We start from the raw sequence: 22,859 nt of genomic DNA, 5'->3' as shown, positions 1-22,859 counted from the left end.
GTCACCCATCCAGAATCGCGCGTCAATCACGAACCATATGGGAGACACGCCCTAGTCGCCGAGCGCGGGCAGCACGTGGTCGACGATGCCGCCGAGCAGGTGCGCGTTGTACTCGACGCCCAACTGGTTGGGCACGGTCACCAGGATGGTGTCCGCCGCCTGCACGGCCGGGTCGGCGGCGAGCTCGGCGGCGATGACGTCCGGCTCGCCGATGTAGCTGCGGCCGAAGCGCGCGAGCGTGTTGGCGTCGAGGTAGCCGACCTGGTCCTCCGACTCGTGCCCCGCGCCGCCGCGGCCGAAGTAGGCGCGGTCCTCGTCCGTGGTGAGCGGGATGATGCTGCGGCTGATGGACACGCGCGGCGTCCAGTCGTGGCCGGCGGCGGCCCACTCGTCGCGGAAGATCTGGATCTGTTCGGCCTGCAGCTCGCCGAGCGAGACCCCGGTGTCCTCGGTGAGCAGGGTGGAGCTCATCAGGTTCATGCCCTGCTGGGCGGTCCAGGCGGCGGTGGCGCGGGAGCCGGAGCCCCACCAGATGCGGCGGTCGAGGCCGGGGGACTGGGGGAGGATGGGCAGCGCTCCGGACGTTCCGGTCATGCGGGGGTTCGCCGTCGCCACGCCCGCGCCGCTGATCGCCGCGCGGAACAGCGCGGTGTGCGCGTGCGCCAGCTCGGTGTCGCCCTGGCCCTCCGCGGGCCGGTAGCCGAAGCTGGCCGGGCCGTCGAGGGCGGGCTCGGGTGAGCCGCGGCTCACGCCGAGCTGCAGGCGCCCGCCGGAGATCAGGTCGGCGATGGCCGCCTCCTCCGCCATGTAGAGCGGGTTCTCGTAGCGCATGTCGATGACGCCGGTGCCGATCTCGATGCGGCTGGTCCGTGCCGCGACGGCGGAGAGCAGGGGGAAGGGGGCGGCGAACTGCCGGGCGAAGTGGTGGACGCGGAAGAACGCGCCGTCGACGCCGATCTCCTCGGCGGCCTCGGCGAGCTCGACCGCCTGGATGAGGGCGTCGGCCGCGGTGGGGGTGCGCGAGCCGGGCACGCGCTGCCAGTGGCCGAAGGACAGGAAGCCGATCTTTTTCATACATATGTAAGCAAATGTGGCGGTGGCTTTATTCCGGGTGATGCGGCGTGATCCGCCGGCACCCGTCCTGACGCGATGCGGCGGGACGCGGTGTGGCCGCATGAGGCCCGCCCGTGCGGTTCCCCGGCACCGGCGCCTGCGGGCAGCGCCGCGGTTCTCGGCGTCTTCCTAGCTGCGATGGAGGGGTGGGTGAGCCGGCTGCTGGAAGACTGGATCGAACACTTCCGACCATCCGACCGAAGGACCCCCCTGCAGATGAGCACCTTCCGCCGACTCCTCAAGACCGTGACCGACAACCTCGGCGACAGCAGCCGCACCGGCTCGGCCGCCGGGTCCCGGGGCTCCGCCGCCGGCGGCACCGACTGGAAGGCCATCGCCGGAGGGCTGGCCGAGCGCTTCCTCGGCGACGGCTCGACCGGCTCCGCGGACGGCCGGGCCGAGGCGGCGCCACGTCAGTCCGGCGCGCCCGTCCAGGGCTCGGCCGACGGCAGGTCCACGGGAGGCTCTGCCGTGCCCGCCGGCTCAGCGTCCGGGAATGCGGCCGGGCAGGGCCCCGCCGCCACGAGCGAGGACGCCGCGGCGATCGCCCGCTACGACTATCTCGTGCGAACCGCGCCGCCCGAGCAGCTCGAGCGCGTCAACGAGGAGGCCTTCGCCCGGCTCACGCCCGCGCAGCGGGAGCAGCTGCGGGCACGGCTGGACGAGGAGCTGCCTGCGGCCGAGCGTCCTTCCTCCGCCGAGCCCTCGACGCTGGCCCGCAGCGCCACGCGTGGTGAGGTGACCCGGCCGGGGCTCCTCCAGCGGGTGCTCGGCGGCTCCGGCTCCGGTGCGGGCCCGGCCGATGGCTCCGCTCAGGGAGCGGCCTCCGGACGTTCCGGCGGCCCCGGATGGGGCGGCGCCCTCGCCGGAGCGGGCATCGGCGTCGTCGGCGGCGGCCTCCTCGCCGCCGTGGCCGGCGGTGCGGTGCTGAGCGCGGCCGCCGGCCCGCTGCTGGCAGGGGTGAGCGGCCTGGGCGAGCAGCTCGGCGGCGGCCTCGACGGGCTCGGTGAGGGACTCGGCGGTGCCGTCGAGGGCGTCACCGGCGGGCTGGGTGAGAGCATCGGCGCCGCGGGCGAGAGCATCACCGGCGGGCTGAGCGAGGGCCTCGGGCAGGCGGGCGACGGGCTGGGGCAGGTGGCGGACAGCGTCAGCGGCTTCGGCCTCGACGACGTCATCGGCGGCTTCTTCGAGTAGGCCGCCCGCGGGCCCGCATCGCGGGGTTCCGGTCGGCGCCCGCCGGGTCTATGGTGGCCCGAGGAGGCCCCCATGACCCAGACGACAGCGTCCGCCCACACGACCACGCCCGCCCGCCGGTCACGACGATCACCGCTGCGCACCCTCACACGACTGGCGCTCGGCGCCGCCATGGTCGGTGCGGGGATGTCCCACCTGACGGTGGCGCGCACCGAGTTCCAGGCGCAGGTGCCCGAGTGGGTGCCGGCCGACCCGGATGCGGTCGTCGTCGGCTCCGGCTTCGCCGAGATCGCGCTCGGCGGCGGCCTGCTGCTCAGCTGGGGTGCACCGCGGCGTCGCATCGCGCGCCTGCTGGCCGTGTTCTTCATCGCGGTGTTCCCCGGCAACCTGTCCCAGTTCGTCAACCGTCGGGACGGCTTCGGCCTCGACACCGACGCCAAGCGCGGCGTCCGGCTGCTCTTCCAGCCCGTGCTCGTCGCGCTGGCGCTGTACGCGGGCGGTGCCCGGCGGCGGTGAGCCGCCTCGCGTTCGGCGCCGACCCGCCGCCGGTTTTCCGGCTCGTGCCGACCGGCCGCCGGTTTTCCGGCTCGTGCCGACCGGCCGCCGGTTTTCCGGCTCGTGCCGACCCGCCGCCGGTTTTCCGGCTCGTGCCGACCGGCCGCCGGTTTTCCGGCTCGTGCCGACCGGCCGCCGGTTTTCCGGCTCGTGCCGACCCGCCCCGTGTTCGACGACTCGTCCGACGACGCCGGCCCGCCACCTCACTGGTGGCGGGCCGGCGTCGTTGCTGCGCGGTGGTGGTGTTCCGCTCAGGCGGTCGCGGGAGCGCTGATCCTCCGCGCGGACACCACGCGGGAGCGGGCGATCACGACCGTCGTCACCACCAGGGACAGCCCGCCCCAGACGAGGGCGCCGACCGCCGGCAGGAACGGGTTCCCGTCGACGAGGACCAGCCGGAACGCCTCCTCGGCCGGCGCCGTCGGCAGCAGGCCGGCGACGGACTGCAGCAGCTCCGGCGAGGTCGAGATCACCCCGGTGGCGAGCACCACGATGAGCACGATGAGGCTGAGGAACCAGCCGCCCCCGCGGAACACCGCCATGAGCGCCTGCATGACCAGGGCGAACGCGGCACCGGCGATGACCGCGAGCAGAGCGAACAGGAACCAGTCGCCGACCGACAGCTCCATCAGCGGCTGCAGCACGCCCGCGACGAGGACGCCCTGGATCGCCCCGATCAGCGCGGGCAGTGCCGCCGAGCGGGCCGCGAGCGACAGCGCCGACCGCGTCGACGACAGTGCGGCACGCGGCGAGGGGCGCAGCACGACGAAGCTGGCGAGCGCTCCGGCCCACAGGGCGAGGACCGCGAAGAACGGCGCGCCGTCCGAGCCGAACAGGCTCGTGCTGCTCCCCGCGTCGTCCACCTCGACGGGGGTGCTGACCGCCTCGGCGAGCGTGGACCGGTCGTCGCTGCTGTAGTACGGCAGCTCGTCGACCGCCTGGGTGAGCCCGTCGGCGAGCTCGGCCGTCCCGTCGCTGAGCTGCCCGGTGCCCTCGGCGAGCTCGCCCGCGCCGTCGACGTAGGCGCTCACGCCGTCGGAGAGGGTGCTCAGGCCGTCGCTGAGCTGCCCGGTGCCGTCGGCGAGCTGGCTGGCGCCGCCGGAGAGCTCACCGGCCCCGCTGGCGAGTGTCCCTGCGCCGTCGGAGAGCGTGCGCGCTCCGGTGGCCAGCTGGGACGCGCCGTCGGCCGACTGCGCGATGCCGTCGCTGAGGGCGGGCATCCCGTCGGCGAGCTGCTGGGTGCCGTCGGCGAGGCCGTTCACGCCGGCGACGAGTTCGTCGAGCTGGGAGAGGTCCATGTCCCCTGCCCCGGACGTGGCCTTCGTCAGCTCGTCGCCGACGTACGTGCCGGTTGCCCCGGCGACCGCGGAGCAGGCCTCGAGCGTTCCTCCCGCGGCGACGCACTGTCCGATCGCGGTGTTCACGGGCGCGGCCTCACCGGCGCTGAGTGTGGCGAAGACGTTCTTGATCGCGGCCGCCGACTGCGCGGCTGCGGCGGCTGCGGCCTTCTCGATGGCCGGTCCGATCCCCGCCACACCGGCCTTGAGCTGCTGAGCGCCGTCGTTCAGCTGCGACACCTGGGAGGGCAGCTGCGAGGTCTGCGAGCGCAGCTGGCCGAGGCCGTCGCTCAGGGATCCGGCGCCGTCGGCCAGGCCGCTCGCCCCCGAGGCGAGCTCCCGTGAGCCGGACGCCAGCTCGCCCGCCCCTGAGGACAGCTGCGTCGCGCCGGAGTCGAGCTCCGCCGCACCGCTGGCCGAGGTACGTGCGCCCTCGGCCAACTGCTCGCCCTGCTCGGCGAGCTCTCCCGCGCCCTCGTCGAGCTGCGCGGCCCCGTCGGCGAGCTCGGCCGCCCCGTCGGCGGCCTCGCCGATGCTGTCGCCGATCGTGTTGAAGCCGAGGTAGATGTTGTCCAGGTAGCTCCCGGTCAGCTCCGTCCCCATGGTCGCCGCGGCGGTCTCGCTGATGGTGCGGCTGATCGCGTCGTCGACGAGCTTGGAGTTGTCGGAGGTGGCGATGTCGATCGTCGCCGAGCGGGCGTCGTCGGGGTCGCTCACCGAGGTGGCGGCGGCGGAGAATCCCTTCGGGATCGTGATGACGGCCGCGTAGCTGCCGTCGGCGAGGCCCTCCGCGGCGCCGTCGGCGTCGCTGATGACCCAGGTGTAGTTGTCGTCGTCGTCCGCGTCGTCGGGATCGCTCCCGGCCGGCTGCCCGGCGAGCAGGCCCGCGGTCAGCTGGCGTCCGAGCGGCACCAGCTGGCCGTCCAGCTCGACCGGCTCGTCGTTGTTGACGACCGCGGCCGTCACGGTGCCCAGGCGCTCCTGCGGGTTCCATAGCGACCAGACCAGCAGGCCGGCCGCGATCAGGGGGACGAGGATCAGGCCGATGATGCCGAGGACGCCGACGGGGCGCGTGCTCCCGCTGCGCTCGGCTCGGGTGAAGACGCTCATGCGCGGGCCTCCTGGCTGTCGGCGTGGACGGGGGTGCTGGTCGCGGCCGCGGTGATGATCGCCGCAGGGGACAGGATCTCGGCCGCCGTGTCAGCGTGATGCGAACCGGTGACGACGGTGAGTTGGCGCCCGGGGGGTGCGGAGAGCCGGGCGGCGTCCAGCGCCGCCGCGACCGGGGCGCCGAACGGGTCCTCCGCCACCGCGTCGATGCCGTCGATGACGAGGGCGACGGGGTGCTCGGCCGCGGCGGCCCGGATCGCGTCGGGCAGTTCGGCGGGGTCGCCGACCCGGATGTAGGCGGTCCTGGCGCGGATCGCCGCGCTGCGCGGCCCGGAGAGCAGGCCGTCGACCTTGAGGGCGCCCTCGTCGACCGCTGTCCGGCCGGACAGGGCCAGCAGCGCGGCGGTCACGGCGCGGGGCTCGCCCGCCACGGCGAGGACGCCGCCGGGGGCGACTCGCGCCGAGAAACCGCTGAGCAGCGGTCCGCCGCGCACGTCCGAGCCGACGACGACGTCGCGGGCGATCAGCGCGGGGGCGGGCTCGCCCTCGACGGGCTCCGGCCAGTCGGCGAGCTCGATCTCGCGCTGGATCTGCTCCCCCTCCACGTCGAAGGACGGCAGCAGGCGGTCGAGCCAGCGCGGCAGCCACCAGGCGCGGTCGCCGAGCAGCACGAGCACCGCGGGGACGAGCGTCATGCGCACGATGAAGGCGTCGACGAAGATCCCGACGGCCAGGCCGAGCGCGATCGGTTTGATCGAGCTGTCGCCCTCGGGCACGAAGGCGGCGAACACGGCGAACATGATGACCGCGGCGGCGGTGACGACCTTCGCCGACCCGGTGAAGCCGTGCAACACGGCGTCGCGTGCGCTGCGCCCGTGCACGTACTCCTCCCTCATGCGGGAGACGAGGAACACCTCGTAGTCCATGGCCAGGCCGAACAGCACGCCCATGAGGATGATCGGCATGAAGCTGATCACCGGGCCCAGCTGGGCGACGTGCAGCAGGTCCGCGCCGATGCCGAGCTCGAACACCGCCGCCACGGCGCCGAAGGACGCGACGACGCTCAGCAGGTAGCCGAGGGTCGCCTTGATCGGCACCCAGATCGAGCGGAACACCATCATCAGCAGGATGAGGCTCAGCCCGACCACGAACAGCCCGAACGGCAGCAGCGCCTCGCCGAGCAGGGTGGAGATGTCGATGCCGACGGCGGTGAAGCCGGTGACGGCGATCGACACGTTGTACTCGTCGAGGAAGTGCTGCTTGAGCCCGCGGATCTCGGCGACGAGGGCGCTGGTCTGCTCCGTCTTGGGGCCGCTCTCGGGGATCACCTGGATGATCCCGGTGTCGGCGGACTCGTTCGGTGTGGACAGCGGCACGCTGGCGACGCCGTCGAGGCGGGAGATCTCGTCGCCGAGGTCGTCCATGAGGGTGACGGGGTCGGTGCTGCCGACGATCGTCGCCGTCACGATGAGGGGCCCGTTGAACCCCTCACCGAAGTTGTCGGAGACGATCTCGGCGCTCTCCCGTGCCGGGCTGCCCTCGGCCAGGTTGGTGGCGTCGGGGAGGGCGAGGCGCAGCTGGCTGGCGGGGATCGCCGTCAGGCCGAGCCCGACGACGACGACGATGACGGTGAGCAGCGGTCGAGCCGTGACGGCCCTGACCCAGCCGAGGAAGAAGCGGTTCTGCTTCGGCTCGGCCGCCTCGCCGGAGCGGTGGCCGCGTCCGAGCAGGCGCGTCCCGCCGAACGACAGCAGCGCGGGGGTGAGGGTCAGCGCGATGAGCACGGCGACGGCGACGGACACGGCCGCGGCGATGCCCATGGTGGTGAGGAACGGGATCTGCGCGACGCTCAGCCCGATGAGCGCGATGACGACGGTCAGCCCGGCGAACACGACGGCCGAGCCGGCCGTGGCCACGCTGCGGGCGGCCGCCTCCTCCGGTGGCGTGCCCGAGCGCAGCAGGTCCTGGTGCCGGGAGATGATGAACAGCGAGTAGTCGATGCCGACGGCGAGCCCGAGCATGAGCGCCAGCAGCGGCGTGGTCTGCGAGATCGGTGCGAACGCGGTCGCGGCGAAGATCAGGGCGATGGAGATGCCGACGCCGATGATGGCGGTGAGCAGCGGCATGCCCGCGGCCGCGAAGGAGCCGAAGGTGATGATGAGCACGACGAGCGCGATGAGGACGCCGATCGCCTCGGTGACGGTGACGCCGGGGATCTCGATGTTGAACAGCTCGCCGCCGAGTGCGACCTCGGCGTCGGACGGCAGCGCGGCCCTGAGGTCGTCCGCGGCCTGGGTGAGCGCCTCCGTGCTCGCGTCGGTGATGTCGGCGAGTGCTCCGTCCATCTGGATGCTGATGATCGCGGCGCGGTCGTCGTCGGAGACCATCCCGTCGATCATGTCGTCGAAGGGGGAGGTCGCGGCGCTGACCTGGTCCTGGTCGTCGAGCTCCTCGACCGCGTCCTCGATGGCGTCGCGGTAGTCGGCGTCGGTGACGGAGTCGCCGTCGGCGGCCTGGACGACGAGCTGCGCGCTCGCGCCGCTGACCTCGGGGAAGGTGGCGGAGAGGTTGTCGAGCGCGATCTGCGACTCGGTTCCGGGGATGGTGAAGGAGTCGTCGGTGCCCTTGTTGAACAGTCCGGCGGCACCGCCGATCAGTGCGAGCACGATGATCCAGCCGGCGAGGACGGTTCCGCGCCTGCGGAACGCCCAGTGCCCGATCGTGTACAGCAGTGAGGACACAGCGTCTCCCGGAGGTCGGTGGTGTGGGTGGTGAAGCGAGTTTCGATACAACGCTGTATCCGATACACGACTGTATGCTGAGTGCGGGTTGACGGCAACCCGGAGGAGAGGATCGGATGAGCGTCCCAGGAGCGGAGCCCGTCGTCGAGAGCGCGCGGCGCCAGCGCACCAGGGAGCGCCTGCTCGACGCCGCACTCGAGCTGTTCGCGGAGCAGGGGCTCCGTGCGGCGTCCGTCGAGGCGATCGCGGAGCGGGCAGGGTTCACGCGCGGAGCGTTCTACTCGAACTTCGACGGCAAAGAGTCCCTCATGTTCGCGCTCGCCGACCGGGAGCACCGCGTGGCCATGGACGCGCTGCACGAGGCGCTCACCGAGATGCTGCCGCGGATGAAGCAGGAGAGGGACGCGTCGCCGGGCAGCGTCTTCCCCTGGTCGTACGACTCGATCATGGAGCTGCTGGAGCGGATCCTCGACCCGCGCGGCGACGACAGGAACAGCTGCCTGCTGCAGAGCGAGTTCGTCAACAGCGCGCTGAGGGACCCCGCCTTCGCGCCTCGGTTCAGCGACTACGAGTCCCGCGTCATCCGGGAGCTGTCGTCGCTGGTGTCGCAGGCGCTCGCCGAGGTGGGGCTGCGCTTCACCGTGACCCCCGACTACGTGCTGCGCACGCTCGTCGACATCTACGAGGCGGCCGCGCGGATCGACGTCATGCGCGAGGTCGCGGTCGAGCCCGCCGAGCCGGAAAGGCGGGAGGTGACGATCGGCGCGATCGTGGCGGTCGTCGAGGCCTTCATCGAGCCGATCCCCGCCGGTACCGCCGTGGGTGAGACCCCCGACACTCCCGGTACCGCCGCGGACACCGACGGTCGCGCGGGCTGAGACCGCGGCCGACGACCGGCAGGAACGACCGAGAGGGCGGGCGGGACCGGTGTGGTCCCGCCCGCCCTCTCGGCGTGGTGGCGTCAGCCTGTCACGGCGTCGGGGAGCGGCGCGCTCAGCCGGCGTCGACGCGCGAGCGCGTCCGCGCCCGGGTGATGATCCACGCCCCGGCGATCAGGGCCAGCGCGCCGGCGCCGATCCCGATCAGCGGTGCCGCGCCCGTCCGTGCGAGCAGTCCGGAGTCGTCGGCGTCCGTTCCGGTCCCGCCGTCCGCGGAGGCCGTGGCCGTGACGGTCAGGTCGGCCCAGGCCGAGCCCGCGTCCGCGGTGCGCAGCTCGATGCGGTGCGCACCCGCCGGGGTGTCGGAGGGAATGGTCACCGTGGCCTCGGCCGTCCCGTCGGCGGAGGCGGTCAGACCGGCGACCTTCACCGGCGTGGAGTGCAGCCAGACGTCCGCGTCGCTCCCCGCCGACAGGCCGTCGGCGGTGACGGTGAGTGTTCCGCCGGGGGCAACCTCCTCCGTCGAGAGCGTGATGCTCGCCGTGACGCGGGGCTCGTCCGTGCCGGGTTCTTCGGTGCCGGGTTCCTCGGTGCCGGGTTCGTCCGTGCCGGGTTCTTCGGTGCCGGGTTCGTCCGTGCCGGGTTCTTCGGTGCCGCGTTCTTCGGTGCCGGGTTCCTCGGTGCCGGGCTCGTCCGTGCCGGACTCCGCCGGGGTGAAGACCGCCGTGACCGGGTTCGGCTTCTTCGTGGCGTCCAGCCCCGAGCCGCTCGCGTACCACCACGGGCGGACGTCGGGCGCCAGGAAGTCGAGGAACTCGGCGGGGAAGGAGTCGGGGAACACGCGCGGGTCGGCGAGCGAGCCCGTGCTGTAGCTGCGTCCCTCGTACTCGGGTGAGCGCTCGAAGGTGACGGTGCCGTCATCCGCCGTCGACACCTCGCCGGGCGCGAACGTCGCCACGGCGACACGGGCGTAGCCGTTGCTGACCAGCTCCGTCGACACCGTCCAGGCGACGTCCATCACGAGCTCGCCCGAGCCGTCCGCCTCGATGCTCAGCGTCGGGTTGCCGAAGCTCAGCGTGACATCGGGGGCGAGCCCGGGGTAGGGGTGCAGGCGGAACCCGTCCGACCAGCCCAGTTCGGTGCGTCCCGTGCTCGGATCGGTCCAGCCGGTGCCGTCGGTGAAGGAGAACGCCTTGTCGCCGTCCCTGCTCACCGAGCCGAACACGGTGGCCATCCAGCCCTCGGCGTAGTCGGAGACGGACCAGCTCAGCGAGGCGCCGCTCGCGGCGACCGCGCCCGCCGGGGCCTCGGACGGCGCGGGCGCGGCCGGGCCCGTCCACGCGGGGTTCTCCGGGACCTCCGGCTCGGTGTCGTCGTCCTGGCCGGGGGCAGGCGTCAGCTCGGTGACCTCGTCGACGCTGCCGACGCGGTCGACGATGCTCACGCGTGAGGTGCCATAGGGGTGGCTGACGAACAGCCGGGTCCCGCTCGCCGCCGTCGACAGGGCCCACACGTCGGCGCTCGCCGCCCCCGTCCCGCTGGTGACGCCCTCGGCGGAGAAGTCGACCGTGTCGCTGACGCTCCAGCTGTTCGGGCTGACGACGCTCAGCGTGTTCGAGAAGCCGTTGGTCGCGGCGATCTCGTGGGTCACCGGGTTGACGGCCAGCTCGCGGGTCGTGTCGCCCAGCTCGATCGGCGAGCCGAGGTGCCGGCCGGTCGCGGTGTCGATCGTGATCAGGCGGTTGTCCGTCCAGTCGTCGCTGAGGGTGGGGGCGACGGCGGCGTACAGGTGGCCTAGCTCCTCGTCGACGGCGAGGGCGGCCGCGCGGCCGCCGAGCGCCTCCCCGTCGTACTCGAAGGCCCCGACCGGGATGGACAGCGACTCGACCCAGCCGCCGGTGATCGCGCTGTACCCGGTGATCACGCTCGCCCTGCCCTCGGCGATCCACAGCATCTGGTTGCCCTCGTCGAAGACGACGTCCTTGATGAGCGGGTACCGCTCCGTCGTGATCGCGACCTCGTCGCTGATCGTGCCGGCCTCCGGGTCGATCGTGAACACGCCGTTGCCGGTGAGGTAGACCAGGCCGTTGGTGCGATCGGCCGCGAGCGCGGTCGGGTAGGTCGGGCCTCCGGTGATGGTGCGAACGAGCTCGCCGCTGACGGTGTCGATGACGGAGAGCGCCCCGGATCGGTAGTGGCTGACGTAGAGCTCGTGACGGTCGGGGTTGATCGCGAGCTCGGAGGGCTCGGCCGTGTCCAGCTCGATGACCTCGTCCGCGGGCTCGCCCGTCTCGGTGTCGATCCAGGTGACCCCACCGGGAACGTCCCTGCCCCGGTCGACGGGCAGGTACAGTCGTCCGGCCTCGTCGTCGATGGCCTGGCTGCGGGTGAGCGAACCTGCCTCGACCGTGTCGGTGATGCTGTACGCGCGCGGCTCGACGACCGAGATCCGGAAGGTGTCGCTGATGACGGTCGCGATGTCGTTGCTCGTCTTCAGCCGCCAGTCGGCCCGGAGCGTGGTCGCGTCGAGGGTCCGGTAGGCGGTCGCCGAGTGCGTCGTCCCGACGGGGGTGTAGTCCGGCAGCTCCTGGATCGTCGCCTCGGGCAGCCCCGCGGCGGAGGAGGGGTAGCGCGGCTCGGGCGCCGGACCGTCGGCGACGGCCGCGCTGGAGTCCTCCCACCAGTTCGCCCAGCTCGCACCACCGTCGACGCTGTACTGGAACGTCGCGCTGCTCAGTCCCCAGCCGACATAGCTGAAGGCGAAGGTGTCCTCCGGCTTGCCGCTGAGGTCGTCGGAGAGCAGCGTGATCCGCGGCGGGCCGACCAGGGACAGCCCGTAGCGGTGGCTGACCCCGTCGTCGTCGACGAAGACGGCGCGCGTGGTGAAGGTGCGGGAGTCGAAGCCGAGCGACCCGGCGGCGACGCGCGCGCCGGGGACGGAGAAGGTGGTGTGCGCCGCGTCGTCGTCCAGGCCGATGACGTGCAGGGCCCCGTCGGATGCGGTCGTGGCCAGCAGCTCGGTCGTGTTCCGGGCGAAGCCGAGCTCGGTGACGGACGAGCCGACATCGGTCGTGCTGCGGGGGGCCAGCGCGGTCGTGAAGGTGCGGACCGTCCCGGCGGCGTCGCCCACGGCGACGGCGGTGGTTGACCAGGAGTCGACCTCGAGCGCGGTCGGCTCGCCGGGCAGGGCCACGGTCGTGACCGAGCTCGGCGAGTCGAGTGGGAGCCTGCCGAGCTCGCCTCCCCCGGCGACATACAGGGCCGTCGTGCCGTCGAAGGCGAACAGGGGCTCGTCGCCGGTGGTGGGGACGGCCGCGGCCGCGGCGAGCGGTGCGAGGTCCGGCAGCGCGCGGGCGGTGAGCTCGAAACCGTCGCCCTCGGCCGTCACGGTGTAGACGGTGCTCCCGCTGGCACGGACGGCACGAACGTCCTCGTCGGGGAGCACCTCGGTCACGGTGGCGCCGGCGAGGGTGTTCCTGTTGGCGGCCGACACGCGCAGCAGCTGCTCATCGCCGTCGGCGTCGGTGCCGGTGACGAAGGCGTCGTAGCGGGTGTTGTCGGCGGAGGTGCTCGTGATCGCGGTGATCGCGGTCAGGGGGGCCAGGTCGACCGGCGTGCCCTCGTTCTTTCCCTGGTCGTTCACCAGGGTGAGGGTGGCGACGCCCGTGACGCTGTTCGCGCTCGCTTCGACGTTCCAGTGGCCGGAGGCGGCCTGGACGATGGCGGCGCTGTCGGCGCCCGGCGTTCCCGCGGTCGCGAGGGGGAGGGCGACGCGGCTGTATCCGGGCTGGCCGTCGGCCTCGTCCGCGAGTGCGGGCGAGGCGACGCCGAGACCGGTGACTCCCAGTGCGCCGACGGCTAGCGCCGCCGACCACCGGGTCAGGACTCGTTCTCTCACTGTGCTGTTCTCCTGTAGGGGTGCGCGCGGGCACGCCGAAGGGCGGCGTCGGACGCCTGCGCTGTCGGGGGTGATGGAGGGGCCACCAAAGCCCGTCCACTCTGAAGGTTAGCCTAACCTAAGGCTTAAGGGGAGTCCTGCGTGCCCGAGAATGGAGCCGTGACCGAGACCGATCGCCGGGCCAACCGGAACCCCGCCGGGCCGTGGCTGCGCGCCGACCGGACCGCGGGCCTCGGCGCCGACGGGCGCACCGAGCGCGTGGAGGCCCGCGTCGGCGACGTCATCGCGGCGGGCGTCCTCGCGCCGGGCGAGCGCCTCCCCAGCGAGATCGAGCTCGCGCGGCTGCTCGGCGTCGCCCCGGTCACCGTGAGGGCCGCCCTGGACCGGCTTCGCCACCGCGGTCTCGTCGTCACTCGCAGGGGGCGCAGCGGCGGCAGCTTCGTCGCGGACCGTGTCGACGTCGCGGCGATCGCCCGCCACCGGCTCGCGCAGCTGGACGCCCCGGCGCTACGGGACCTCGCCGTCCACTACATCGCCGTGGCGTCGGCGGCGCTCAGCCTGGCCGCGGGCGTCGCCGACCCCGCCGGCGTCGCACCGCTGCGACGCCGGGTCGCCGCGGCCGAGCACGCGGACGGGGCGCAGTGGTCACGGCTGCTCGACGCGGTTCTGCTCGACATGGCCGCCCTCAGCGGCTCCGAGCGGCTCACCGCGGAGCAGGCCAGGCTCCAGCTCGAGTACCTGCCGCTGCTCGACCTGGTTTTCCAGGGCGACCGCGCCGAGCGGGCCGAGCGGGTCAGGGCCGTGCTGCTCATCCTCGACGCCCTGGAGAGGGGCGACGCCCCCGCCACCGTCGAGGCGTTCACCCGGCAGGCGCAGCGCGGGTTCGAGCGTCTCGTCGAGCTCGCGGGCCACACGCCCCCGCCCCCCTCGCCGTCACGCTGACCGCGAACTCCCCGCCCACCTCCGCCTCACCGGTTCCCTCGCCCGCGGCCATCGGGCAGGCTGGGGGTGTGCGCCAGCCGCGCACGCCGTTCCGACACCGAGGAGGACACATGGCTGTACTGGTAGTGAGCACCAACTACGGGGTCGAGCAGGACGAGCTGCTCGGACCGGTCGAGGCGCTCCGCGACGCGGGGATCAACGTCCTCATCGCGGCGGAGAAGGACGAGCCGATCCAGACGCTCGTCTCCGATAAGGACCCGGGCCGTGTCGTCACCCCCGACACGACCATCGATCGCGTCTCCGCCGACGACTACGCGCTGCTGGTCGTCCCCGGCGGCACGATCAACGCCGACGCGCTCCGGCTCAACGCGGACGCCGTTCGCCTGGCCACGGAGTTCGCGGGGGCGGGGAAGACCGTGGCGGCGATCTGCCACGGGCCGTGGCTTCTGGTCGAGGCCGGGGTGCTCGGCGCGCAGACGCTGACCTCCTACCCCAGCCTCGCCACGGACATCCGCAACGCCGGCGGCACCTGGGTCGACGAGGAGCTGGTCCGCTCGGAGGGCGACGGCTGGACGCTGTTGACCTCCCGCACCCCCGACGACCTCGCGGCATTCGACGCCGCCGTGGTCGACGCCGCGCGCTGAGAACGGCCACGCCGCGGCCGGCTCGCCGTGGAAGGACGGCCAGGGGCCCGTCACCCCACCGGGTGACGGGCCCCTCGTCGTCCTTCGGACCGCGGCGTGCGTGCCGCGGGGATCAGTCGCCGAGCGCGGCGGTGGCGAAGTGTGCGGGGAGCGTGGCCCCGGTGACCCGGCGCAGCTCGTCCACGTCGACGGTGAAGACGCCCTGGACCTGCAGCTGCGACGTGCCGCTCCCGTCGCCGGAGGCATCGGTGACGCCGATCCGCGCGACGGGGTAGCCGCGTCCCTCGCACAGCCCGCGGAACTTGACGTCGTCCTCGCGCGGGACGGACACCAGCACCCGGCCGGTCGACTCCCCGAACAGGGCGGCCGTCAGGTCGACGCCGTCGCGCTCCCGCAGCTCGTCGAGGAACACCCGGGCGCCGACGCCGAAGCGCATGACCCCCTCGGCCAGGCTCTGGGCGAGGCCGCCGTCCGACAGGTCGTGCGCCGAGCTGACGAGCCCCTCGTGCGCCGCGGCGGCGAGCAGGCCGGCGAGGGTCTTCTCCGCCTCCAGGTCGAGGACCGGCGGGAGCCCGCCGAGGTGGTCGTGCACGGTGCCGGCCCAGGCCGAGCCGGACAGCTCGTCGCGGGTGGTGCCGAGCAGGTAGAGGTTCTCGCCCTCGTCCTGCCAGCCGCTCGGGATGCGCCGGGCCACGTCGTCGATCGTGCCCATCACGCCGACGACCGGCGTCGGGAAGATCGGGGTGTCGCCCGTCTGGTTGTAGAAGGACACGTTTCCGCCGGTGACGGGGATGCCCAGCTCCATGCAGCCGTCGGAGAGCCCCTCGACGGTGCGGCCGAACTGCCACATCACCTCGGGGTTCTCGGGGGAGCCGAAGTTGAGGCAGTTCGTCACGGCCGCTGGACGGGCGCCCGTCGCGGCGACGTTGCGGTACGCCTCGGCGAGCGCGAGGCGCACGCCCTGCTGCGGGTCGAGCTGGCAGTAGCGCCCGTTCGCGTCGGTGGCGATGGCGAAGCCGAGGCCGGTCTCCTCGTCGACGCGGATCATCCCCGCGTCGTCGGGGAAGCTCAGGGCCGTGTTGCCGAGCACGTAGTAGTCGTACTGGTCGGTGATCCAGCTCGGGTCGGCCAGGTTGGGGCTGGCCAGCAGCGCCAGGAACTGCTCGCGCAGCTGCTCGGGTGCGCTGGCACGGGGCAGGTCCTCGGCGCGGTCGGCCTGGAGGGCGTCGATCCATGTCGGGTACGCGACGGGCCGGTCGTAGACGGGGCCGTCGACGGCGACCGTGCGAGGGTCGACGTTGACGATCTCCTCGCCGTGCCAGTCGATGACGAGCCGGCCGCTGTCGGTGACCTCGCCGAGCACGCTCGTCTCGACCTCCCACTTGTCGACGACGGCGAGGAAGGCGTCGAGCTTCTCCGGGGTGACGACGGCCATCATGCGCTCCTGCGACTCCGACATGAGGATCTCCTCCGCCGTGAGGCTCGGGTCGCGCAGCAGCACCTTGTCCAGCTCGATGTGCATGCCGCCGTCGCCGTTGCTCGCCAGCTCGCTGGTCGCACAGCTGATGCCGGCGGCGCCGAGGTCCTGGATGCCCTCGACCAGGCCCTCGCGGTACAGCTCGAGGCAGCACTCGATGAGCACTTTCTCGGCGAAGGGGTCGCCGACCTGCACGGCGGGACGCTTGGTGGGTCCGCCGTCGTCGAAGGAGTCGGAGGCGAGGATCGAGGCCCCGCCGATGCCGTCGCCGCCCGTGCGGGCACCGAAGAGCACGACCCTGTTGCCCACGCCCGAGGCGTTGGCCAGGTGCAGGTCCTCGTGGCGGAGCACGCCGGCCGCGAGGGCGTTCACCAGCGGGTTGCCCTGGTAGACGGCGTCGAAGTAGGTCTCGCCGCCGATGTTGGGCAGGCCGAGGCAGTTGCCGTAGAAGCTGATGCCGCCGGTGACGCCGTGCACGACGCGGGCCGTGTCGGCCTCGGCGATGTCGCCGAAGCGCAGCTGGTCCATGATCGCCACCGGCCGGGCGCCCATCGAGATGATGTCGCGGACGATGCCGCCGACGCCGGTCGCCGCGCCCTGGAAGGGCTCGATGTAGCTGGGGTGGTTGTGGCTCTCGACCTTGAAGGTGACGGCCCAGCCCTCGCCGATGTCGACGACGCCGGCGTTCTCGCCCATGCCGACCATGAGGTTCTCGGTCATCTCGGGGGTGACCTTCTGGCCGAACTGGCGCAGGTACCGCTTGCTCGACTTGTAGGAGCAGTGCTCGCTCCACATCACCGAGTACATCGCCAGCTCGCCCGAGGTGGGGCGGCGGCCGAGGATGTCGCGGATCGAGTCGTACTCGTCCGGCTTGAGCCCGAGCGCCGCGTAGGGCTGGACCTTCTCCGGGGTCTCGGCTGCGTGCGCGACCGTGTCGGCTGCAGGGGTGGGGTGGTCGGCTGCGGTCTCGGTCACGGCGGAAGCTGCTCCTCGATGGGGTGGGAACCGGGCGCGCCCAGTCTATCCGTACGGCGATGCCCGACCGCCCCTCCTCGGCCGCACGGCCGACGCGGGGTGGGTCGAGCGGCCGGTGCCGCGTCCGGGCCGTCTTGCCAGAATGGTGGTGACCCGTCGACCCCCGCTCGCGTCGGGCGCGCCCCGCACACCCCGTCATCCTGGAGCAGAACCCGTCCGTGTCCAACCCCATCATCTCTCCCGCCGTCGGCGCCCTGCTGGTCGGCTCGGGTCTCGCCGTCGTGCTCGCCGTTCCGTACGTCGCCGCGCAGTACCGACGCTACGGCCGTCTCGGCTTCTGGCGGCTGGTCGGCAACGTCGCGCTGCTGATCTACGTGATCGCGCTGTTCAGCTACACGCTCATGCCGTTCCCCGAGTCGACGCAGGTCGTCAGGTGCATGCCGGCGCAGCTGGACCCGTTCCGCTTCCTCAGCGACATCGCCGCGGGGCAGGCCGCCGCGGACGGCCGGCTGCTGCGGAACACCGCGTTCCTGCAGGTGGCGTTCAACGTGCTGCTGTTCATGCCGCTCGGGGTGCTGCTGCGCGGGCTGGCGAGGCGGGGTGCGATCGTGGCCACGCTCACCGGCTTTGCGGCGTCGCTGCTCATCGAGCTCACACAGCTGACCGGCCTCTGGGGGGTCTACTCCTGCGCCTACCGGGTGTTTGACGTCGACGACCTGATCGCGAACACGGGCGGGGCCCTGCTGGGCTCGCTCATCGCGCTGCCCGTGTTCGCGTTCTCCGGGCCGGCGTCGGAGCGGGTCGCACGCCCCGTCACCGCGGGGAGGCGGCTCGTCGGGATGGTCGTCGACGTGTTCATCATCGGAGCGGCCGGCTTCGTGCTGACGCTCGGCATCCGGACGCCGGTGTACCTCAGCGGAGGCGAGCTGGACGCGATCCCGTCCGCGCTGAGCGACGCCACCGGCCTCTGGATCCCCCTGGCGCTTCAGCTGCTGTCCGTCCTCGCGACCGGGGCCACGCTCGGCGAGCACGTCGTCGCCCTGCGCGCGGTGACGGGGCCGGTTCCTGCCCCGCTCGCCCGACCGATCCGCTTCCTCGCCGGCATCGGCGGTTACGGGCTGCTCCTGGCCGCCGAGTTCCCTGGCGCGGGCGTCGTCACGGCGCTCCTCGTGCTGGCGTCGATCGTGGCGGTCTTCGTCGGGGACCGGAGGGGGCTGGCCTGCGCGGTCGCGGGGATGAGGGTGGTCGACAACGTCCCTGCACCGGTCTCGGCGGGGTAGCAGGCGGTCACGGATGCGTGGTGGCCGGGCGAGCGCCCCTATCCTGGGAGGAGTTTCGGTCGGACGGTGGGATGCGATGCGCGCGGCAGTGATCAGGGATGTGCGGTGGCCCGCGGGGACCGATCGCCTGGACGTGTGGATCCTCGACGGCCGGATCGCGGCCGTCCTTCCCCACGAGGCGAGCGGGGCGGGGGAGGCGGCGCTCGCCGTTGTGCCTGCCGGGGTCGACGTGCCGGACGACGCGGTCGTCGAGGTCTGGCAGGGCCGGGGGCGGGTCGTCATCCCCGGGCTCTGGGACGAGCACACGCACTTCCGGCAGTGGGCGCTGAGCCGTCGGCGTCTCGACCTGTCCGGTGCGGACTCGGCGCAGGACGCGGCGGCGCGGGTGGCGGCGGCGCTCGGCAGCCGGACCGGACCGGCCGGGGTGCGCTTCGACGGCGCGGGCTTCAGGGATGCGCTCTGGGCGGACGAACCGACCACGGCGATGCTCGACGCCGTCTCGACGGAGACGCCGATCGTGCTCATCAGCGCCGACCTGCACTGCGGGTGGATGAACTCCGCGGGGCTGAGGTCGATGGGCCTGGACGAGGAGGCGACGGGTCCGGTGCGCGAGGACGACTGGATCCCCCATCTCGACCGTCTGGCGCTGGACGATGCCCACACGCTGCCCGCTCTCGCGGAGGCGGCCGCTGCGGCCGCGGCGCGCGGTGTCGTCGGCGTCGTGGACATGGAGACCGACGACAACGTGCGGCTGTGGCCCGAGCGGGTGGAGGCCGGGGTCACCTCGCTACGGGTGGAGGCCGCCGTCTGGGCGCACCAGCTCGACGAGGCGGTCGCCGCCGGTCGCCGGACGGGGCAGCTGCTGGGTGCGTCGGGGCGTCGTCCCGCCGGGGACGAGCCGGACGCTCTCGTGAGCGTCGGGCCCATGAAGGTCATCGTCGACGGGTCGCTGAACACCCGGACGGCGTTCTGCTTCGACCGCTACGCGGGGCTCGCGGACGGCGATCCCGACCCGCACGGGTATCTCGCGGTCACGCCGGAGGAGCTGCTCGAGCTGCTCGGACGCGCGATCGCCGCCGGGTTCGTCCCCGCCGTCCACGCCATCGGCGACAGGGCGAACCGACTGGTGCTCGACGCCTACGAGACCCTCAGGGACGCGGGGACGGCGGTGGCGGGCAGCCGGATCGAGCACGCCCAGCTGCTCGCGGATGAGGACATCCCGCGCTTCGCTGAACTCGGGGTGATCGCCAGCGTCCAGCCCGAGCACGCGATGGACGACCGGGACGTCTCCGATCAGTACTGGCCGGGGCAGGCCGAGCGCAGCATCCCGGTGCGGAGCCTCGTCGACGCCGGCGCGACCGTGCGGTTCGGCTCGGACGCGCCCGTGGCGCCGTTGGACCCGTGGACAGCGATCGCGGCCGCGGTGACCCGCAGCAGGGACGGACGGCCGCCCTGGGGTGCGGACCAGAGGATCGGGCGGAGGGCGGCGATCGCCGCCGCCGCGCGGGGTCGCGAGTCGCTCGAGGCGGGGGCCGTCGCCGACCTCGTGCTGCTCGACGCCGACCCGGTGGAGTGCGACGAGGCGACGCTGCGGGAGATGCCCGTGGCGCTCACCCTGCTGGCGGGGCGGCCCACATGGGCGACGGAGACGAGCAGCACCGTCCCCCCGGCGCGGGCCTGACCGCGTCGACTCCCGACATCGCGGCGGCGGGAGCCGTCGGGACGCGGGTCGGGCGGGGCGGCGGCGCTGCCGCTGGGTTCCGGCCGGAGTGCATCGAGGAGGACGGTCGATGCGGACGGTGCTGCTCGTCGCGGACCGCCCCGTGGGAAGGGCGGTCCGCCGGAGGGGACGACTCTGTGCGACTCGGGCGCGGGCGGTGGATGCCGTGCCGGAGCCTCGGGTGTGGAGCCCGTCGTCCCCTGCCCGACCGGCGGTGCGCTCAACACCGGCGATCGGGGGTCGTGCCGTGCGCGACCCGCGCCGCATCGCGATCGCGAGGAGCGGCCGCGGGTCGTTCGCAGGGTTTATTTGCACAAGACACAGAGTATTAATGCGGGCGTGCGGCGGGGGCCGGACAGAGGATCTGTGGACGAGTGCTGCCCAGCAGGCTGGGGAACCGGCGAGCCGGCGCACGGTTGCCGGCCCGGGGAACGACGAGGGCGGCAGGGAGCGAACGCCCCTGCCGCCCTCGAGCGGTCCGACCGACGGTCCTCAGACCGCCTGCATCGCCTCGATCGCACCGGCGAAGAAGCGCAGGCCGTCCGTGCCGCTGCGCATCGCGGCCGTGGTGTCCGGGCCGAAGCCCGCCTCCACGGCGTGCTCGGGGTGGGGCATGAGGCCGACGACGTTGCCGCGGGCGTTCGTCACGCCGGCGATGTCGCGCAGGGAGCCGTTCGGGTTGACGCCCTCGTAGCGGAACACCACGCGACCCTCGCCCTCGAGCCGATCGAGCTCCTCGTCGGAGGCGATGAACCCGCCCTCGCCGTTCTTCAGCGGGATGACGATCTCCTCGTCGCGCTCGAACAGGTGGGTCCACGCGGTGTCGTTGTTCGTCACGCGCAGAGCCTGGTCGCGGCGGATGAACGTCCCGTTCGCGTTGCGGATCAGGCCGCCGGGCAGCAGGTGCGCCTCGGTGAGCATCTGGAAGCCGTTGCAGATCCCCAGCACGGGCATGCCGCGCTCCGCGGCCTGGACGATCTCGGCCATGATCGGGGCGTGCGAGGCGATCGCTCCCGCGCGCAGGTAGTCGCCGTAGCTGAAGCCCCCGGGGAGGATGATCGCCTGAGCGTCGCCGAGAGAGTGGTCCGCGTGCCAGAGCATGACCGGCTCGGCGCCGGCGAGCCTCACCGCGCGGGCGGCGTCGCGGTCGTCGAGCGAGCCGGGGAAGGTGACGACCCCGATCTTCATGCGTCGACGCCGTCGGCGACGTGGATGCCCACGACGTCCTCGATCACCTGGTTGGAGAGGATCTCCGTCGCGATCGTCCTGACGTCGTCGAGCACGGCATCGGTCACCTCGCCGTCGACGGTGATCTCGAAGCGCTTGCCGACGCGGACGTCGTTGATCGCGGTGTGGCCAAGGCGGGAGAGCGCGCCGACGACGGCCTTCCCCTGGGGGTCAAGAAGCTCTGCCTTGGGCATGACCTCGACGACGATTGTGGACACCAGTAACTCCCGGTCGGTGAGGGGCGGATGACGTGTCCACTCTAGCGGCCGGTCGGCGGCCTCTCATCCCCCGCGGCGGGGGTCCGCGGACGGACGCGGTGTCCCGCCGACGGTGGAGGGGACGTAGTCTCGGTTCTGCGGGCCGTCCGTGGCCGCGTCGGGGAGGCACGATGTCGCGCAGCCGGGTGATGGACGTCATGACGGTGCTGGTCGCGCTGATCGCCGCCGGATCGGTGGTCGCGATCGGCCGGGGGTCCGGGTGGGCTCTGTCCCTGGGGACGCTCGTCGCCGTCGGTCTGTGCGGAGTCCGAGCGCTGCTGGGGCGTCGTCGCCTCCGTGCCGAGCTCCAGCCGGTCGCCGCGGCCGCGGCCGCGGAGGCCGAACTGCTCACGGCACAGCCGCCGCCGCGCTACCAGCCGGATACGGTGGCGCCGTACACGGTCAGCGAGCCGGAGTCGGACGACCCCCTCGCCGCCGAGGCGCGAGCCGTCGTCCGCCCGGCGAACGGCGACGCGCAGACCTAGCCCCTGCCGGGCACGGTCGCGAGGATGCGGTTGCCCCACGGGTCGTCGAAGCTCAGCGTGCGGCCGTCGTCTGCGCGGGGGACGCCGGCGTTGCCGAGTCGTTCGCCGAGCCGGTCCAGCTCGTCGGAGCCCGGCAGGGCGATCTCCACCCTGCCGAGTCCGAGTGCGGGCGCCCGCCGTCCCGCGCCCCTGCTCGACCACACGTTCATCGCCATGTGATGGTGGTACCCGCCGGCGGAGACGAACAGGGCGCTGTCGCCCATCCGGCTGGTCTGGTCGAAGCCGAGCGTGCCGAGGTAGAAGTCCGCCGCGGTGCGCACGTCGCCGACGGAGAGGTGGACGTGCCCGATCCGCGTCGGGCCGAACAGCTCCGCGTCGTCGGGGTGGTCCGCCCCTTGCTCGGTGAGGTGCTCGGCGAGGAAGCGGTTCGGGTCGAGGTACACGGTGTCCATCTCGACCTGCCCGTGGGTCCAGCTCCACGTCGTCCTGTCGCGGTCCCCGTACAGCTCGACGCCGTTTCCCTCGGGGTCCGTGGCGTAGAACGCGGTGCTGACCAGGTGGTCCGCGCTCCCGGTGAAGCTTCCAGGGGCCCGGCGGGCGAGGGAGTTGAGGGCGGCGGCCAGGGCCTGCGGGGTCTCGAAGAGGATCGCGGTGTGGAACAGCCCTGCCGATCCGGCGGGGGCGTGCCGCAGCCCGGGTTCGTGCCGGAGGACGACGGTGGGGACGCTGCCGCGGCCGAGGGTGACGGTGTCGCGACCCTCGTCGAGCACGGTGAGGGTCACCGCGTCCCGGTAGAAGGCCGTCTGGGCGTCGAGGTCGGCGACCAACAGGGTGACGGGGCCCATCGCCGTGTCGGCCGCGAGGCGGTCGGACGGGTCGCGCGGGCCGGCCGGGGGAGGGGTGTTCGTCATGTTCGGCGGAACCCCCGACGGGGCCGGGCTATTCCGGCCCGCGCCTCGTGGCCCATTCTTCGCCGCTCACCCGCGCCGCTCACCCGCGCCGCTCACCCGCGCCGCTCACCCGCGC

General features: G+C 73.1%; 16 protein-coding genes. 8 read left to right on the top strand and 8 right to left on the bottom strand.

All coding sequences use genetic code 11. The features are described from left to right. Positions 1-51: 51 nt before the first annotated feature. On the bottom strand, positions 52-1,074 hold the full coding sequence (locus FM119_RS13285; RefSeq protein ID WP_087138645.1) for an LLM class flavin-dependent oxidoreductase: 1,023 nt from the start codon (positions 1,072-1,074) through the stop codon (positions 52-54). Positions 1,075-1,329: 255 nt separating this feature from the next. Between FM119_RS13285 and FM119_RS13965 the strand changes: the two genes are divergently transcribed. Both FM119_RS13965 and FM119_RS13275 read left to right on the top strand, forming a co-directional pair. Further along, complete coding sequence (locus FM119_RS13965; RefSeq protein ID WP_245827512.1) at positions 1,330-2,307, top strand: DUF3106 domain-containing protein; 978 nt, start codon at positions 1,330-1,332, stop codon at positions 2,305-2,307. A 72-nt stretch (positions 2,308-2,379) separates the two neighbouring features. Next, positions 2,380-2,823: a DoxX family protein gene (locus FM119_RS13275; protein ID WP_087138644.1), complete on the top strand. Its 444-nt coding sequence runs from the start codon at positions 2,380-2,382 to the stop codon at positions 2,821-2,823. 290 nt (positions 2,824-3,113) lie between these two features. Here the strand turns inward: FM119_RS13275 and FM119_RS13270 are convergent, their stop codons facing one another. Beyond that, positions 3,114-5,309 carry a YhgE/Pip domain-containing protein gene (locus FM119_RS13270; protein WP_087138643.1) on the bottom strand — a complete coding sequence of 732 codons (2,196 nt, stop codon included), beginning with the start codon at positions 5,307-5,309 and terminating at the stop codon, positions 3,114-3,116. Then, on the bottom strand, positions 5,306-8,050 hold the full coding sequence (locus FM119_RS13265; RefSeq protein WP_087138642.1) for an MMPL family transporter: 2,745 nt from the start codon (positions 8,048-8,050) through the stop codon (positions 5,306-5,308). Before FM119_RS13265 ends, FM119_RS13270 begins: the two co-directional genes overlap by 4 nt. A gap of 116 nt (positions 8,051-8,166) precedes the next feature. On the opposite strand from FM119_RS13265, the gene FM119_RS13260 reads away from it, so the two are divergent. After that, complete coding sequence (locus tag FM119_RS13260; RefSeq protein WP_087138641.1) at positions 8,167-8,928, top strand: TetR/AcrR family transcriptional regulator; 762 nt, start codon at positions 8,167-8,169, stop codon at positions 8,926-8,928. Between the two features lie 115 nt (positions 8,929-9,043). On the opposite strand, the gene FM119_RS13745 is transcribed toward FM119_RS13260, so the two are convergent. Further along, positions 9,044-12,826: an HtaA domain-containing protein gene (locus FM119_RS13745; RefSeq protein WP_121657552.1), complete on the bottom strand. Its 3,783-nt coding sequence runs from the start codon at positions 12,824-12,826 to the stop codon at positions 9,044-9,046. Positions 12,827-12,985: 159 nt separating this feature from the next. On the opposite strand from FM119_RS13745, the gene FM119_RS14345 reads away from it, so the two are divergent. Together FM119_RS14345 and FM119_RS13245 are read left to right on the top strand one after the other, a co-directional pair. After that, positions 12,986-13,768 carry a GntR family transcriptional regulator gene (locus FM119_RS14345; protein WP_276327887.1) on the top strand — a complete coding sequence of 261 codons (783 nt, stop codon included), beginning with the start codon at positions 12,986-12,988 and terminating at the stop codon, positions 13,766-13,768. Positions 13,769-13,878: 110 nt separating this feature from the next. Then, positions 13,879-14,412 (top strand): DJ-1/PfpI/YhbO family deglycase/protease, encoded by a 534-nt coding sequence (locus tag FM119_RS13245; protein ID WP_087138639.1) that lies wholly within the window; start codon positions 13,879-13,881, stop codon positions 14,410-14,412. Between the two features lie 112 nt (positions 14,413-14,524). Here FM119_RS13245 and purL read toward each other — a convergent pair whose 3' ends face one another. Next, the gene (gene purL, locus FM119_RS13240) at positions 14,525-16,864 is read right to left on the bottom strand and encodes a phosphoribosylformylglycinamidine synthase subunit PurL (protein WP_087138638.1); all 2,340 of its coding nucleotides are present in this window, start codon (positions 16,862-16,864) and stop codon (positions 14,525-14,527) included. A 218-nt stretch (positions 16,865-17,082) separates the two neighbouring features. Here purL and FM119_RS13235 point away from each other — a divergent pair, with 218 nt between their 5' ends. Together FM119_RS13235 and FM119_RS13230 are read left to right on the top strand one after the other, a co-directional pair. After that, entirely contained in the window at positions 17,083-18,144 is a 1,062-nt protein-coding gene (locus FM119_RS13235; RefSeq protein ID WP_087138637.1) for a VanZ family protein, read from the top strand. A gap of 76 nt (positions 18,145-18,220) precedes the next feature. After that, positions 18,221-19,825, top strand: a complete 1,605-nt coding sequence (locus FM119_RS13230; protein WP_087138636.1) for an amidohydrolase — start codon at positions 18,221-18,223, stop codon at positions 19,823-19,825. Positions 19,826-20,356: 531 nt separating this feature from the next. Here FM119_RS13230 and purQ read toward each other — a convergent pair. Both purQ and purS read right to left on the bottom strand, forming a co-directional pair. Beyond that, positions 20,357-21,052 (bottom strand): phosphoribosylformylglycinamidine synthase subunit PurQ, encoded by a 696-nt coding sequence (purQ, locus tag FM119_RS13225; RefSeq protein ID WP_087138635.1) that lies wholly within the window; start codon positions 21,050-21,052, stop codon positions 20,357-20,359. Further along, a complete protein-coding gene (purS, locus tag FM119_RS13220; protein WP_087138634.1) occupies positions 21,049-21,309 on the bottom strand; it encodes a phosphoribosylformylglycinamidine synthase subunit PurS in 261 nt (86 codons plus the stop codon). The genes purQ and purS overlap by 4 nt, the downstream gene beginning before the upstream one ends. A gap of 170 nt (positions 21,310-21,479) precedes the next feature. On the opposite strand from purS, the gene FM119_RS13215 reads away from it, so the two are divergent. Then, positions 21,480-21,833 (top strand): hypothetical protein, encoded by a 354-nt coding sequence (locus tag FM119_RS13215; RefSeq protein WP_087138633.1) that lies wholly within the window; start codon positions 21,480-21,482, stop codon positions 21,831-21,833. Here the strand turns inward: FM119_RS13215 and FM119_RS13210 are convergent. Further along, positions 21,830-22,744 (bottom strand): VOC family protein, encoded by a 915-nt coding sequence (locus FM119_RS13210; protein ID WP_245827509.1) that lies wholly within the window; start codon positions 22,742-22,744, stop codon positions 21,830-21,832. The genes FM119_RS13215 and FM119_RS13210 overlap by 4 nt on opposite strands. Positions 22,745-22,859 lie beyond the last annotated feature (115 nt).

Origin of the sequence: Mycetocola reblochoni REB411 (assembly GCF_900163835.1) — a bacterium.
GTDB classification, from domain to species: domain Bacteria; phylum Actinomycetota; class Actinomycetes; order Actinomycetales; family Microbacteriaceae; genus Mycetocola_B; species Mycetocola_B reblochoni.
Note: the sequence above shows the minus strand (reverse complement) of the source record. Positions and strands in the feature narration are given on the sequence as shown.

Bases quoted from the DNA above. Each gene is read 5' to 3' on its own strand.
- FM119_RS13285 (WP_087138645.1), bottom strand. From the start codon at position 1,074: ATGAAAAAGATCGGCTTCCTGTCCTTCGGCCACTGGCAGCGCGTGCCC.
- FM119_RS13965 (WP_245827512.1), top strand. From the start codon at position 1,330: ATGAGCACCTTCCGCCGACTCCTCAAGACCGTGACCGACAACCTCGGC.
- FM119_RS13275 (WP_087138644.1), top strand. From the start codon at position 2,380: ATGACCCAGACGACAGCGTCCGCCCACACGACCACGCCCGCCCGCCGG.
- FM119_RS13270 (WP_087138643.1), bottom strand. From the start codon at position 5,309: ATGAGCGTCTTCACCCGAGCCGAGCGCAGCGGGAGCACGCGCCCCGTC.
- FM119_RS13260 (WP_087138641.1), top strand. From the start codon at position 8,167: ATGAGCGTCCCAGGAGCGGAGCCCGTCGTCGAGAGCGCGCGGCGCCAG.
- FM119_RS13245 (WP_087138639.1), top strand. From the start codon at position 13,879: ATGGCTGTACTGGTAGTGAGCACCAACTACGGGGTCGAGCAGGACGAG.
- FM119_RS13230 (WP_087138636.1), top strand. From the start codon at position 18,221: ATGCGCGCGGCAGTGATCAGGGATGTGCGGTGGCCCGCGGGGACCGAT.
- purQ (WP_087138635.1), bottom strand. From the start codon at position 21,052: ATGAAGATCGGGGTCGTCACCTTCCCCGGCTCGCTCGACGACCGCGAC.
- FM119_RS13215 (WP_087138633.1), top strand. From the start codon at position 21,480: ATGTCGCGCAGCCGGGTGATGGACGTCATGACGGTGCTGGTCGCGCTG.
- FM119_RS13210 (WP_245827509.1), bottom strand. From the start codon at position 22,744: ATGACGAACACCCCTCCCCCGGCCGGCCCGCGCGACCCGTCCGACCGC.